Here is a 14,106-nt window from a genome sequence, read left to right as displayed (position 1 = left end):
GTCCGCGTCACCACGCCCGCGTCGACCAGGCGGGTCAGCCGGTCGGTGAGCACCGCGCGGGGGATGTCCAGGTGCGCCTGGAGGTCGGTGAACCGGCGGACGCCGAAGAACAGGTCGCGCAGCACGAGGATCGTCCACCGCTCGCCGACCACCTCCAGGGCGCGCGCCAGCGAGCAGTTCTGTCCTTCGTAGTCCCGTCCTAGTGCCACGGTGTGAGTCTACCGACACAAGTTCAGTCATTGAACCACGGCTGTTAGAGTTCGGTCACCGAACCGAAGGAGGACGGCGTGCGGTCACGGACCCTGGGCGTCGCGGCGGCGGCGACCTTCCTGGTGCTCGTCGCGTTCACCACCCCGCTGGCCACGCTGGTCAGCACCGCCAACGACCTCGGCAGCGGCCCCGGCGGCCAGGCCTGGATCCTCAGCTCGATGAGCGTCGGCCTCGCCGTGGCGCTGCTGGTCTCCGGCGCTGTCGGCGACGACTACGGCCGGCGCCGGATGCTCGTCCTCGGCTCGGCCGTCCTCGCGGTCACCTCGGTGATCTCCGCCGTCGCGCCGAACACGCTGGTCCTCGTGCTCGCCCGGATCGGTCAGGGCATCGGCGGCGCGGCGGTCATCTCCTGCAGCCTCGGTCTCATCGGGCACGCGTTCCCGGCCGGCCAGGAGCGCGCCCGCGCCACCGGTATCTGGGGCGCGAGCGTCGGCGGCGGTATCGCGGTCGGGCCGCTCGTGATGGGCCGGCTCGACGAGACTGTCGGCTGGCGCGCCGGGTTCTGGCTGCTCACCGCCGGTTCGGTGGCGCTGGTCGTGGTCGGCCGGCTGATGCTCGAGGAGTCCCGCTCGCACCAGCCGCGGCGGGTCGACATCGTCGGCGCGACCCTGCTCGGCGGCGGGCTCGTGGCGTTGCTCGCGGGCCTGGTCGAGGGCCGGCGGAGCTGGGGCTGGCCGGCGTTGCCGCTGCTGGTCGCCGCCGTCGCGCTGGTCGTCGGGTTCGTGTGGTGGGAAGGCCGGGTGCGCGCGCCGATGCTCGACCTGACGCTGTTCCGCCGACCGGCTTTCGTCGCGTCGATCGTCGCGGGGTTCACCACCGGCGCCGGGGTGATCGGGCTGATGTCCTTCTCGCCGACGTTCCTCCAGCGTGCGCTGGGGTACACGACCACGCAGGCCGCGCTGCTGCTGTTCGCCTGGTCCGGCACCAGCGCCGTGGTCGCGCTGCTGGCCCGCAGGCTGCCGGCGACCCTGTCGGTGCGGTCCCGGCTGGTGCTCAGCCTGGTGGTCGTCGCCGCCGGGCTCGCGCTGCTGACCGGGAAGCACGGTGACGTGTCCGTGTTCGGCCTGCTGCCGGGCCTGCTCGTCGCGGGTGTCGGCAGCGGCGTCCTCAACGCGGCACTCGGCCAGATCGCGGTCGCGAGCGTGCCGGCCGGACAGGCCGGCATCGGCAGCGGCGCCAACAACACCGCCCGCTACGTCGGCGGCGCCCTGGGCGTGACGATCGTCGCGATGCTCGCCGCCCGCGACACCCCGACGGAGGTCGTGTCCGGTTGGGACACCGCGGCGATCGTCACCGCCGCGCTCACGGTCGCCGGTGCGGCGCTCGTCCTGGTGGGTGGCCGCGTCCGCCGGCCGGCTCCCGTGCCGGCCTAGGCCAACTCGGTTGCCGGCTGCGGCATGATGCGGTCGTGGATCAAGTGAGCGGGCTGCGCACCGTCGTGGCCACCCGGTACGTGACGCCCTTCCGCGAGGGCGGGTCGTTGCCGGGCCTGGTCGAGGCCGACGACCTCGGCATGTACGTGCTCAAGTTCCGCGGCGCAGGCCAGGGGATCAAGGCGCTGGTGGCCGAGGTGGTCGTCGGCGAGCTGGCGCGGCGGCTCGGGTTCGAGGTGCCGGAGATCGTGCTCGTCGACCTCGACCCGCAGCTGTCCAAGGCCGAGCCGGACGAGGAGATCCAGGACCTGCTCAACGCGAGCGGCGGCATCAACCTCGGCTTCGACTACCTGCCCGGCTCGTTCGACTTCAACCCGCGGGTGCGCGACCCCGGCGCCGACCTCGCCGCCCGGCTGCTGTGGCTCGACACACTCGTGCTCAACGTCGACCGGAGCTGGCGCAACCCCAACATGCTGCTCTGGCACCGCGAGGTCTGGCTGATCGACCACGGCGCCTCGCTGTACTTCCACCACCGCTGGGGTCCGGGCTGGCAGCCCGCGGCCGAGTACCGGTACGACGCGAGCGACCATGTGATGCTGCCCGTGGCCGGCTCGGTCACCGACGCCGACCGCGCGCTGCGGCCGATGGTCACCGCCGGCGTGCTGACCGAGGTCCTCGCGCTCGTGCCGGACGAGTGGCTCGCCGCCGACCCGGCGTTCGACTCGCCCGGCGACGTGCGCGCCGCCTATCGTGCGTTCTTCGAAGCCCGGCTGGCGCAGGCGGACACCTGGGTCCCGGCGGTGGAGGAGACCCGTGCCGCACGTGTTTGAGTACGCGCTGGTCCGCGCCGTGCCGCGGCAGGAGCGCGGCGAGTTCATGAACGTCGGCGCGATCGTCTACTGCGCCACGCTGCGGTTCCTGCGCTGCCGGACCCATGTGGACACCGAGCGGTTGCGCGCCCTGGACCCGGCCATGGACCTCGACGTGCTGCGCGACGCGCTCCGGTCGTGGGGCCAAGCCTGCGAGGAGGGCCCCGGGCCGATGGCCGCCAGCTCGCCGGGGCAGCGGTTCCGCTGGCTCACCGCGCCGCGCAGCACGATCGTCCAGACCTCGCCGACGCACACCGGGCTCACCGACGACCCGCGGGCCGAGCTCGACCACCTGATGCGCACCCAGGTGCTGCCCCCTGTGGATCACCCCTAGGCTCCTCGCGTGGCGAAGTACTTCGATGTGCACCCCGAGAACCCGCAGCGGCGCGCGATCAGCCAGGTCGTCGCGATCCTGCTGGACGGCGGGCTGATCGCGTACCCGACCGACTCGTGCTTCGCGCTGGGGTGCCTGGCCGGCAACAAGGACGGGATGGAGCGCATCCGGCAGATCCGCCAGCTCGACGACCGGCACCACTTCACCCTGGTGTGCCACGACTTCGCACAGCTCGGGCAGCTCGTGTACCTGTCGAACACGGTGTTCCGCGCGATCAAGGCGGCGACGCCGGGCAGCTACACGTTCATCCTGCCGGCCACCAAGGAGGTGCCGCGCCGGCTGCTGAACGCGCGCAAGAAGACGGTCGGCGTGCGGATCCCGGACCACGCCGTGGCGCAGGCGCTGCTCGCCGAGCTGGGGGAGCCGCTGCTGTCGAGCACGCTGCTGCTGCCGGGCGAGGACGAGCCGATGACACAGGGCTGGGAGATCAAGGAACGCCTCGACCACGTCGTCGACGCGGTGATCGACTCCGGCGAGTGCGGCACCGAGCCCACCACGGTGATCGACTTCTCGAACGACGAGCTGGAGATCGTCCGCGAGGGCGCGGGCGACCTCGCCCTGTTCGAGTCCTGAGCATCGGCGCGCTGGACACCGAAATAACCTGGTCGCGTGGGTCGTTAGGCTCGATGCCGTATGAGTACGCCCGCCGTGAGTCCTTCACTCGCCGACCTCCGCAAGCGCCTCAGTGAGCTGACGCTGCGCGACGAGCGGCGGATTCGGCGCAGGCTCGACGGGCTCGGCAAGATCCGCGACCAGGTGGTCCGGCAGCGGCGGGTCGCCGAGATCGCCGGCGAGGTGGACAAGGCCGCGGCGCGGATCGAGCGCCGCCGGGCCGCCGTCCCGGCCGTCACCTACCCCGACGAGCTGCCGATCAGCCAGCGGCGCGCGGACATCAAGAAGGCGATCGCCGAGAACCAGGTCGTGATCGTGGCCGGCGAGACCGGCTCCGGCAAGACCACCCAGCTGCCCAAGATCTGCCTCGAGCTCGGCCGCGGCGTCCGCGGCCAGATCGGCCACACCCAGCCGCGGCGGATCGCGGCGCGCACCGTCGCGGAGCGGATCTCCGACGAGCTCGACGTGCCGCTCGGCGCCGCGGTCGGCTGGAAGGTCCGGTTCACCGACCAGGTCGGCGACGACACGCTGGTCAAGCTCATGACCGACGGCATCCTGCTCGCCGAGCTGCAGTCCGACCGCCAGCTCCGCCAGTACGACACGCTGATCATCGACGAGGCGCACGAGCGCAGCCTCAACATCGACTTCATCCTCGGCTACCTCAGGCAGCTCCTGCCGCGCCGGCCCGACCTCAAGGTCATCATCACCTCGGCCACGATCGACCCCGAACGGTTCTCCCGGCACTTCGGGGACGCACCGATCGTCGAGGTCTCCGGCCGGACCTACCCCGTCGAGGTGCGGTATCGCCCCATCGTGGACCCGGACGACCCCGAGGCCGACCCGGACCGTGACCAGACCCAGGCCATCCTCGACGCGGTCGACGAGCTGTGCGCCGAGGGCCCGGGCGACATCCTCGTGTTCCTCTCCGGCGAGCGCGAGATCCGCGACGCCACCGACGCGCTCGTCGCCCAGGACCGGCGCGGCACCGAGATCCTCCCGCTCTACGCCCGACTGTCCACAGGGGAGCAGCGCCGGGTGTTCCAGGCCCACCGCGGCCGCCGGGTCGTGCTCGCCACCAACGTCGCGGAGACCTCGCTCACCGTGCCGGGCATCAAGTACGTGATCGACCCGGGCTTCGCGCGGATCTCGCGTTACTCCAACCGGCTCAAGGTGCAGCGGCTGCCGATCGAGCCCATCTCGCAGGCCTCGGCCAACCAGCGCGCGGGCCGCTGCGGCCGCACCTCGGACGGCATCTGCGTCCGGCTCTACGCCGAGGACGACTTCGACGCGCGCCCCGAGTTCACCGACCCCGAGATCCTGCGCACCAACCTCGCCTCGGTCATCCTGCAGATGGCCGCCGCCGACCTCGGCGACATAGCGGCGTTCCCGTTCGTGGAGCCGCCGGACCACCGGCACATCACCGACGGCATGAACCTGCTGCACGAGCTGAGCGCGCTGGACAGCTCCACGGAGAAGATGCTCGACCCTGCAAGCAGGTCTTCGGAGAAAATACTCGACCCTGCGAGCAGGTCTTCGGAGAAAATACTCGACCCTGCAAGCAGGTCTTCGGTGAAGGTGCTCGACCCTGCAAGCAGGTCTTCGGTGAAGGTGCTCGACCCTGCAAGCAGGTCTTCGGTGGACTCGGAGCCACGGCTCACCCCGCTCGGCCGCAAGCTCGCCCGGCTGCCGGTCGACCCGCGGCTCGCGCGCATGGTGCTCGCGGCGGACGAGAACGGCTGCGTCAGCGAGGTCGTGGTCATCGCCGCCGCACTGTCCATCCAGGACCCACGGGAGCGGCCGGTCGAGAAGCAGGCCGCGGCCGACCAGCAGCACGCCCGGTTCCGCGACCCGGAGTCGGACTTCCTGTCCTACCTGAACCTGTGGCGCTACCTCACCGAGCAGCGCAAGGAGCTGTCCGCCAACCGGTTCCGCAGGCTGTGCCGCGCGGAGTTCCTCAACTACCTGCGGGTGCGGGAGTGGCAGGACGTCGCCGGGCAGCTGCGGCAGATGACGAAGAGCCTCGACATCACGCCCAACGAGACCCCGGCCGAGCCGGCCAGGATCCACATGGCGCTGCTCGCCGGGCTGCTGTCGCACATTGGTATGAAGCCGGGGCTCAAGGACCCGGCCGGCAAGGAGTACCTCGGCGCGCGCAACGCGAAGTTCGCGATCTTCCCCGGCTCGGCGCTGTTCCGGAAGCAACCGCGCTGGGTGATGGCCGCCGAGCTGGTCGAGACCTCCCGGCTGTGGGGCCGGGTCGTCGCGCGCATCGACCCGGACTGGATCGAGCCGGTCGCCGGGCACCTCGTCCGCCGCACCTACAGCGAGCCGCGCTGGGAGAAGAAGCGTGCCGCGGTGATGGCGTCCGAGCGGGTCACGCTGCTGGGCCTGCCGATCGTGGTCGACCGCGCGGTGAACTACGGGCGGATCGACCCGCCGGTGGCGCGCGAGCTGTTCATCCGGCACGCGCTGGTGCAGGGGGAGTGGCAAAGCAACCACAAGTTCCTGTGGCGCAACGCGGATCTGCTGGCCGAGGCCGAGGAGCTGGAGCACAAGGCCCGCAGGCGCGACATCGTGGTCGACGAGGAGACGCTGTTCGAGTTCTACGACCAGCGGGTCGGTCAGGAGGCTGTGTCCGGCGCGCATTTCGACACGTGGTGGAAGGAGACTCGCCGCGAGCAACCGGAGCTCCTGGACTTCGACCCGGCGATGCTCGTCAACCCCGAGGTCGCCGACGTCAGCCAGGAGTCCTACCCGGACGCCATGCGGCATAACGACATCCGGCTCGGGCTGCAGTACCGGTTCGAGCCCGGAACGGCCACCGACGGGGTCACCGTGCAGGTGCCGCTCGCGCTGCTGAGCCGGGTGAGCGCGGACGGCCTTCCGTGGCAGGTGCCGGGCCTGCGCGACGAGCTGATCACCGCGCTGATCCGGTCGCTGCCCAAGCCGGTGCGGCGCAACTTCGTGCCGGTGCCCGACTACGTGGCCGCGGTCCGCGCGCGGCTGGCGCCGGTCGAGGAGCCGACCCTCGACGACGTGGCCGCGCTGCTGCGGGAGCTCACCGGCGTGGTCGTGCCGCCGGACGCGTGGCAGCTCGACCAGGTGCCGCAGCATCTGCGGACGACGTTCCAGGTGGTCGAGGAGGCCGGTGAGCCGATCCTCGAGGGAAAGGATCTCGGCGCGCTCAAGCGGGAGCTGGCCTCGCGGGTGCGGGAGTCGCTGGCGTCGGGCTCGGAGGGGCTGACGCGGGAGGGCCTGACGGCGTGGACGTTCGGCGCGCTGGAGCGAAGCGTGTCGCTGCGCCGGGCCGGGCAGCAGGTCACGGCGTACCCGGCGCTGGTCGACACCGGTGCGAGCGTGGCGATCCGGCTGTTCGACAGCGAGGCCGAGCAGGCGCGGGCGATGTGGCGGGGGACCCGGCGGCTGGTGCTGGTGACCGTGCCGTCGCCGGTGAAGCAGGTGGTGCGGCGGCTGCCGAACGCGGCCAAGCTGGCCCTGTCGGCGAACCCGCACGGTGGCGTGCCGGGTCTGCTGGCGGACTGCGTCGACGCGGCCGCCGACACGCTGATCGCCGAGCACGGCGGTCCGGTGTGGACCGCCGACGCGTTCGAGGCGCTCTGTGCCGGTGTGCGGGCCGGGCTGGCGGAGGGGACCTACCAGGTGCTCGACCGGGTGCGCGGGGTGCTCGTCGGGAACGCCGAGGTCGACACGGCGCTGTCCCGGATGACCGGGGCGGTGTTCGCCGAGTCGGTGGCCGACATGCGCGCGCAACGGTCCGCGTTGGTGTTCAACGGGTTCGTCACCGCCACGGGACTCGCTCGACTGTCCGATGTGGAGCGTTACCTCCGCGGGATCATGCGGCGGCTGGACAAGCTGCCGGAGCGGCCGGACCGCGACCTCGAGTGGACCTACGCGGTGCAGGACGCGCAGCAGGCCTACGCCGAGGTACGGGGCGGGCCGGGGGATGACGGGCGGGTGCGCTGGATGATCGAGGAGCTGCGGATCAGCTACTTCGCCCAGACGCTCGGCACGGCGTACCCGATCTCGGAGAAGCGGGTCTACCGGGCGATCGACGAACTCGGCTGAACAGCGGCTTGACCCTCCGGTTACCTTCGTGTGTGATCAATGAACCAGTTCTGCGTGAATTTGGTTAGGGGTTCGCCATGAGGGTACGAGCAGCTGTCCTGGTCCTGGCCACCGTGATCACCTCCGCCGGGGCCGCGCCCGCCGTGGCGAGCCCGGCCGTGGCGCTCGCCGCGGCCAACATGGAGGCGGTGGTGAAGGCCGCGCAGATCGACCCGCGCCGGCCGGACACCGCGCTGACCCCGGGCGCGAGGGACAGCGTGCTGCTGGTCGAGCAGGCGCTGGACGCCAAGAACCTCCTGGCCACGACCTACGTCGACGGCCACTTCGGGACCAAGACGGTCGAGGCCTACGCGGCGTACCAGCGCTCGCTCGGCTACACCGGGCTGGACGCGTCGGGCCTGCCGGGCCGCACGTCGCTGACGACCCTCGGCGAGGGGCGCTACACGGTGTCGAACGTGCTCACCCCGGGCGCCCGCCTGACCTACCACAGCGCGACGATGAACACCCGCACGAAGGCGATGCTGGTCAAGGCGGAGGGCCTGCTGGGCCGGACGCTGTCGATCACCCAGGGCTCGTACAACCCCGGCAACCCGGACTCGGCCGGTACCCACGACGGTGGCGGGGTGCTCGACATCTCGGTGTCCGGCATGTCGACCACGCTGCGCACGACGGTGGTCCGGACGCTGCGGCAGGTCGGTTTCGCCGCGTGGCTGCGCACCCCCGCGCAGGGCTTCGCCTACCACATCCACGCGGTCGCGATCTCCGACACCGACATGTCCCCGTCGGCCCAGCACCAGGCGGGCGACTACTACCTGGGCCAGAACGGCCTGGCGAACCGCGGTCCGGACGACGGCCCGCAGGTCACCAAGGTCACCTGGGAGGAGTACCAGCGCGCTAGTGTCGCGTGATTCTGTTCCTTTGCGTCCGCTGTGGATCCACGTGGTTCCTGGCAAGGCGGAGGAAGGTCGCTCGTACTGGATGTACTTGGGCTTTTCTCCAACGCGGCCAGGGGCCGCGTTGGCCGCAGCGGCGTAAAGGTTTCAGGGTCACGCGACACTAGCTGAATGGGGTGTGCGGGCGGCCCTGCGGCTCGCCGTCCAGGATGATGTCGACCTTCTCGTTGTAGAAGCAGGCCAGACCGGCCACCTTCTGGCTCTCCGGCAGCGGGGAGCGGTAGATCCACACCAGGTCGTCGCGCACCGCCCCGCCTGTGTCGACCGACCAGTACGCCGCGGTTCCCTTGTACGGGCAGTGCGACCGGGTGTCCGACGGGCGGAGCAGGTCCAGCCGGACGTCGGACAGCGGCACGTAGTAGCGCGGCGGCAGACCCGTCTCGAACAGGATCCGCGGCTGGTGGGAGTCGGCCACGGTGACGCCGTCGACCTGGACGACGACGTGCCGGGTGCTGGCAAGGATGTCCACCCGCTTGTACGGGTCGCGCGGGTGGACGTAGATCGGCTCGTCCTCCTCCAGCCACTCGTCCATCGCGTCGAAGTGGAGCTTCACCAGGCCGTGCAGCTCAGGAATGGGGGAGTCGAGGTAGCGGGTCGCCGCCGCCTGCACGGTCACGCCGTCGACGACCACGTCGTACAGCGTCGCGTCGCCGCGGCTCGGGGAGCGGTCGCCCGGGCCGGCCGCCGCCAGCTCGGCCCGGACGTCGGCCAGGGGCACGTAATAGGTGGGGTAGTACGGGATCTCCCACACCAGGGCGGGCCGGCGCGTGTCGGCCACCAGATGTCCGGACGCGTACGCCCGGACCCGTTTCGGACTCGTCTCCACCTTCACCCGGCCACGCGTGTCAGACATGCGGTCCAAATTACTCCCGAATGCGGGCTGGACCTGGAGCGCGCTTCGGGTCCCAGAATGCAGACATGACGAACAGGCGAAAGCTGGGGGACATCGAGGTCAGTGCCCTCGGGTTCGGTTGCTGGGCCATCGGCGGCCCGTTCTCCGACGCGCAGGGACAGCCGCTCGGCTGGGGTGAGGTGGACGACGACGAGTCGGTCCGCGCGGTGCGCCGCGCGCTCGACCTCGGCGTCACCTTCTTCGACACCGCGGACGTGTACGGCACCGGCCGCAGCGAGGAGGTGCTCGGCCGCGCACTGGCCGGGCGCCGCGACGAGGTGGTGATCGCGAGCAAGTGGGGCAACACGTTCGACCGGGGCACGACGACGCTGACCGGGGAGGACGCCTCGCCGGCATACGTTCGCCAGGCGCTGGAGGGCACGCTGAAACGGCTCGGCACCGACCGTCTCGACCTCTACCAGCTCCACATCGGACCGTCCATTGAGGACGCCGAGACGCTGGGAGAGGTCTGCGAGGAGCTCGTCGCGGAGGGTCTCCTCCGCGGCTACGGCTGGAGCACCGACGACCCCGAGCGGGCCGAGGCCTTCGCGGCCGGCCCGCACTGCGTCGCCGTCCAGCACGAGCTGAGCGTGCTGCACGACGCGCCGGAGCTCCTCGCCGTGTGCGACCGGCACGACCTCGCGAGCATCAACCGCTCACCGCTCGCGATGGGCCTGCTCGGCCGGCGCACGGCGAGCAGCCCGGCGGCTGGCGCCGACATCCGCACCAAGGCGCCCGACTGGCTGCGCTTCTTCCGCGACGGCGTGCCGACCCCCGAGTGGCAGACCCGGGTCGCGGCCGTCCGCGAGATCCTCACCAGCGACGGCCGCACCCTCGCCCAGGGCGCACTCTGCTGGCTGTGGGCACGCAGCGACCGGACGATCCCGATTCCCGGGTTCCGCAACGTCGCGCAGGCCGAGGAGAACGCGGGCGCGCTGGAGCACGGACCGCTGCGCGCGGAGCAGCTGGCCGAGATCGCCGCGGCGCTCGGGTAGCTACTTGCTACTGCACCGGGGAGTCCGGCGGCGGCAGCTGGATCCCGCGGTCGGGCTCGACGGCGAGGACCCCGGGCACGGCCGACAGCGACGGCATCGTGTCGCTGTCGACCGTGCCGGTGACGACCCCGACCGAGGGCAGCACCTCGGTCACCGCGAGCCCGGCCCGGCGCAGCGCGTCGACCACGGCGGACATTTCGGCGAGCGCCTCGTCGGCGACGGAGACGAGCACATGCTCCACGCCGGACCTCCTCGACTGGTCAGGGAGCCTGGACCAATCCTGCCCCACCATCGGTCGACGGCAAGGGCAGTCGCCGGGCGGTCTGCGCGAGCCGCGCCCACAGCTCGTAGGCACGCGCCTCGGTGGCCTGCCCGATCAGCGCCGTCACGCCGGCCACGTGCGGTGTGGCCATGCTGGTGCCGCTGATGCGCCGGTGGCGCATCTCCATCGGCCAGCTCGAGTACACGTCGACCCCGGGGCCGACCAGGTCGACCGAGCCGACGGACCCGACCGTCCCGCAGGAGAAGTTGGCGATCTGCTGCCCGGAGTCGATCGCGCCGATGGCCATGATCGACGGGCAGTTGGCCGGGTGGGAGATCGGCGCGATCGAGCCGTCGGCCCGCTTGCTGTCGTTCCCGGCCGCCGCGATGATCAGCGTGCCGGCGGCGAGCGCCCGCTGGGCCGCCCGCTCGAACAGCCGGGAGTACGGCTGGTCCGGCACGGTCCGCGCGCCGAGCGACATCGACACCACGCGGCAGCCGCTGGCGATCGCCCACGCGATGCCCGACAGGATCCCGCCGTCCGCGCCCGAACCCTCGTTGCTGAGCACCTTGCCGGCGTAGATCGCGGACTCGTACGCCAGGCCGTAGCCCGGGCCCTGCTCGAGCTTGCGCGGCCCGCACGCGGTGCCGATGCAGTGCGTGCCGTGCCCGTTGCCGTCCTGCACGTCCTGGCCCTGCACGAACGACATCGACGTGACCGTGCGGTCGGCGAAGTCCGGGTGCTCGAGGTCGAACCCGGTGTCCAGCACCGCGACCCGGACACCCTTGCCGGTGGCCGTGCTGGTCGGCGCGCCGACCGCCTGCAGGCCCCAGGTGAACGTCGTCTCGTCGAGCTCGGCCATCTCCTCGACGCGCGGCGCGCCGATCGCGAAGACCTGACGCTCCGGCTCGACCAGCGTGATCGGGCCCGGCTCGTCCGCCGCACCGGTCAGCGCCGCCACCTGGTCGGGATCCGCGCTGACCAGCGCGACGCCCAGCTCCTGCATCATCAGCCCGTCCGCGTCCCACAGCGGATGGGCCAGGCCCCCCTCGGCCGAGTCCACCGCCTGGATCCCGGCGACCCGGTTCAGCTCCTGGGTCGCCTCGGTCCAGTCGTCGTCCATCAGGACCAGGTATCTGCCGGTGGTCCCATCCGCAGCCGTCGTCATGGCTGGTCCGCCTCCCCGGAATCAAAAGTTGTGGTCACCGTGCGTTGATGCCGTTCAGTTCGGCGCGCACCGGTGGCCGGGTCGCGTCCCGTTCCCCTTGGGTGCGGTTGGCCGGCACGCGGTTCGTGCTGGTTCCCAGCTGCTCGACTAGCTGAGGTCGACACAAGGGGTGTCATGGCCGCCACCTTCTTCGTCATCTTGCGTTGACTGCTGTCGCACGACATGAATCGCCTGGCCGCGGCGGGCTGTAACGGGGGTCACAGTTCGGTGGTCGACGTTGGTATACGGATCGGCCGTCTAGGGTCGGTTCCATGCAGACCTGGCCATCCCATCCGGTGCCGAGGGTTCCCGGCGCGCCGCGCCCGCTGCGGCTGTACGACACGGCCACCGGGGAGATCCGCCCGACGACACCGGGTGCGACCGCCACCATGTACGTCTGCGGGATCACCCCGTACGACGCCACCCACCTCGGTCACGCGGCGACCTACCTCGCGTTCGACCTGGTGCACCGGCAGTGGCTCGACAACGGTCACGAGGTCCACTACGTGCAGAACGTGACCGACGTCGACGATCCGCTGCTGGAGCGGGCCGCGCGGGACCACGACGACTGGGTCGTGCTGGCGATGCGCGAGACGGCGTTGTTCCGCGAGGACATGGCGGCGCTGCGGGTGCTGCCGCCGCGGGACTACCTGGGCGCGGTCGAGTCGATCCCGGAGATCGTCGAGGCGGTGGCCAAGCTGCTGAGCGACGGCGTGGCCTACCGGGCCGACGACGAGCAGTACCCGGACATCTACTTCGACCGGCTCGCCTCGGGTCATTTCGGCTCGGTCTCCAACTACGACGAGCCGACCATGCTGAGGTACTTCGCCGAGCGCGGCGGCGACCCGGACCGGCCCGGCAAGCGGCATCCGCTGGACGCCCAGCTGTGGCGCGCGGCCCGGCCGGGCGAGCCGAGCTGGGACGGCGAGCTGGGTGCCGGCCGGCCCGGCTGGCACGTCGAGTGCAGCGTGATCGCGCTGAACCGGCTCGGCATGACCTTCGACGTGCAGGGCGGCGGGTCGGACCTGATCTTCCCGCACCACGAGTTCAGCGCCGCGCACGCCGAGTCGCTCACCGGCCAGCACCCGTTCGCCCGGCACTACGCGCACGCCGGCATGATCGGCCTGGACGGCGAGAAGATGTCCAAGTCGCGCGGGAACCTGGTGTTCGTGTCCCGGCTGCGGGCCGACCGCGTGGACATGATGGGCCTGCGGCTCGGGCTGCTGTCCGGCCACTACCGGACCGACCGCGCGTGGACCTCCGACGTGCTCGACGAGGCGCTGGCCCGGGTCGACCGCTGGCGCCAGGCGGTGGCCCGGGAGTCGGGCCCCCCGGCGGAGGACACGGTGGCCCGCCTGCGCGACCACCTGGCCGACGACCTCGACACGCCACAGGCACTCCGCGCGGTCGACGCGTGGGCCGCCGCGGCGCTGGCCGGCGACGGCTCGGACCCGACCGCGCCGGCCCTGATCCGCGACGCGTTGGACGCCCTGCTGGGGGTCGCGCTCCAGCCCGCCGCCATGCCCTGAACGACGCGCTCAGGGCGTTCAACGTCCCATGCGACGCGTTCAGGGCATCGGACCGCCGATGGCTGGTCAGCCGACTCGATGCCGCCGCCGGACGAGCAGCGCGGCCGGTGTGACGACGGCCAGCAGGATCCCCGGCAGCAGGAAGCCGGCCACGGCTGACAGGTGGTACACGGGCGTGAACGCCACCGGGGCGAGCGCCGCGCCCACGAACCGGAACGCCTGCACCACCGACACCGCGCCCGCCGGGTTCTCCCCGTCCCCGGTCAGCACCAGCGCGTTCAGCCCGACCTGGATGAACTGCGCGAAGAAACCGGCCAGCGCCCACAGCGCCGCGACCGCCGGCAGCCACGGCACCACGCCGATCAACGCGATCGGCACCGCGCCCACCATCCCGCCGGCCAGCACGGCCGGCCGGGCGCCGGTTCGCTCGATCAGCCGGCCGACCAGCCGCGCGGTGAGCATGCCGACCACCCCGAACACCGTCAGCAGCAGCCCGCGCTGGCTCGCGCTCAGCCCGAAGCCGTCGTCGGTGCGGAACGCGACCAGGAACGTCAGCCCGCCGAGGCACCCCCAGCCGACCAGCGCGACCGCGGCGCCGCGCAGCACCTCCGGCCGCCACGCCGCCCGCAACCGCGCGGGCTCGGCCGGCCGGGACGCGGCCGAG

At 71.8% G+C, this 14,106-nt stretch carries 13 protein-coding genes; 8 read left to right on the top strand and 5 right to left on the bottom strand.

The window, feature by feature from the left end:
• Positions 1-209, bottom strand: a 209-nt coding sequence (locus GEV28_RS38350; protein WP_291418609.1) for a helix-turn-helix domain-containing protein, incomplete at its 3' end; no start/stop codon positions are given.
• Between the two features lie 78 nt (positions 210-287).
• Here GEV28_RS38350 and GEV28_RS38345 point away from each other — a divergent pair.
• The 6 genes from GEV28_RS38345 to GEV28_RS38320 all read left to right on the top strand — a co-directional run bounded on the left by GEV28_RS38345 (position 288) and on the right by GEV28_RS38320 (position 8,512).
• Positions 288-1,643, top strand: a complete 1,356-nt coding sequence (locus GEV28_RS38345; protein ID WP_291418607.1) for an MFS transporter — start codon at positions 288-290, stop codon at positions 1,641-1,643.
• Positions 1,644-1,678: 35 nt separating this feature from the next.
• On the top strand, positions 1,679-2,473 hold the full coding sequence (locus GEV28_RS38340) for a HipA family kinase (RefSeq protein WP_291418604.1): 795 nt from the start codon (positions 1,679-1,681) through the stop codon (positions 2,471-2,473).
• Positions 2,457-2,846, top strand: a complete 390-nt coding sequence (locus GEV28_RS38335) for a DUF3037 domain-containing protein (RefSeq protein WP_291418602.1) — start codon at positions 2,457-2,459, stop codon at positions 2,844-2,846. Before GEV28_RS38340 ends, GEV28_RS38335 begins: the two co-directional genes overlap by 17 nt.
• Before the next feature lie 9 nt (positions 2,847-2,855).
• A complete protein-coding gene (locus tag GEV28_RS38330; RefSeq protein ID WP_291418600.1) occupies positions 2,856-3,479 on the top strand; it encodes an L-threonylcarbamoyladenylate synthase in 624 nt (207 codons plus the stop codon).
• A gap of 75 nt (positions 3,480-3,554) precedes the next feature.
• Positions 3,555-7,604, top strand: coding sequence for an ATP-dependent RNA helicase HrpA (gene hrpA, locus GEV28_RS38325; RefSeq protein ID WP_367115277.1), 4,050 nt, complete (start codon positions 3,555-3,557; stop codon positions 7,602-7,604).
• Between the two features lie 77 nt (positions 7,605-7,681).
• Positions 7,682-8,512 carry a peptidoglycan-binding protein gene (locus tag GEV28_RS38320; protein ID WP_291418596.1) on the top strand — a complete coding sequence of 277 codons (831 nt, stop codon included), beginning with the start codon at positions 7,682-7,684 and terminating at the stop codon, positions 8,510-8,512.
• A gap of 148 nt (positions 8,513-8,660) precedes the next feature.
• On the opposite strand, the gene GEV28_RS38315 is transcribed toward GEV28_RS38320, so the two are convergent.
• Positions 8,661-9,410: a DUF427 domain-containing protein gene (locus GEV28_RS38315; protein WP_291418594.1), complete on the bottom strand. Its 750-nt coding sequence runs from the start codon at positions 9,408-9,410 to the stop codon at positions 8,661-8,663.
• Between the two features lie 65 nt (positions 9,411-9,475).
• Here GEV28_RS38315 and GEV28_RS38310 point away from each other — a divergent pair, with 65 nt between their 5' ends.
• On the top strand, positions 9,476-10,444 hold the full coding sequence (locus tag GEV28_RS38310; RefSeq protein ID WP_291418591.1) for an aldo/keto reductase: 969 nt from the start codon (positions 9,476-9,478) through the stop codon (positions 10,442-10,444).
• 7 nt (positions 10,445-10,451) lie between these two features.
• On the opposite strand, the gene GEV28_RS38305 is transcribed toward GEV28_RS38310, so the two are convergent.
• Together GEV28_RS38305 and GEV28_RS38300 are read right to left on the bottom strand one after the other, a co-directional pair.
• Positions 10,452-10,685: a hypothetical protein gene (locus tag GEV28_RS38305; RefSeq protein WP_291418589.1), complete on the bottom strand. Its 234-nt coding sequence runs from the start codon at positions 10,683-10,685 to the stop codon at positions 10,452-10,454.
• Between the two features lie 19 nt (positions 10,686-10,704).
• Positions 10,705-11,874: a S8 family serine peptidase gene (locus GEV28_RS38300; RefSeq protein ID WP_291418587.1), complete on the bottom strand. Its 1,170-nt coding sequence runs from the start codon at positions 11,872-11,874 to the stop codon at positions 10,705-10,707.
• A 311-nt stretch (positions 11,875-12,185) separates the two neighbouring features.
• Between GEV28_RS38300 and mshC the strand changes: the two genes are divergently transcribed.
• Positions 12,186-13,442, top strand: coding sequence for a cysteine--1-D-myo-inosityl 2-amino-2-deoxy-alpha-D-glucopyranoside ligase (mshC, locus tag GEV28_RS38295; RefSeq protein WP_291418585.1), 1,257 nt, complete (start codon positions 12,186-12,188; stop codon positions 13,440-13,442).
• A gap of 66 nt (positions 13,443-13,508) precedes the next feature.
• Here the strand turns inward: mshC and GEV28_RS38290 are convergent.
• Positions 13,509-14,106: MFS transporter (locus GEV28_RS38290; protein ID WP_367115276.1), on the bottom strand; the 598-nt coding region annotated here is incomplete at its 5' end.

The organism is Actinophytocola sp., from assembly GCF_009379765.1.
In the GTDB taxonomy this organism is placed as follows: domain Bacteria; phylum Actinomycetota; class Actinomycetes; order Mycobacteriales; family Pseudonocardiaceae; genus Actinophytocola.
Note: the sequence above shows the minus strand (reverse complement) of the source record. Positions and strands in the feature narration are given on the sequence as shown.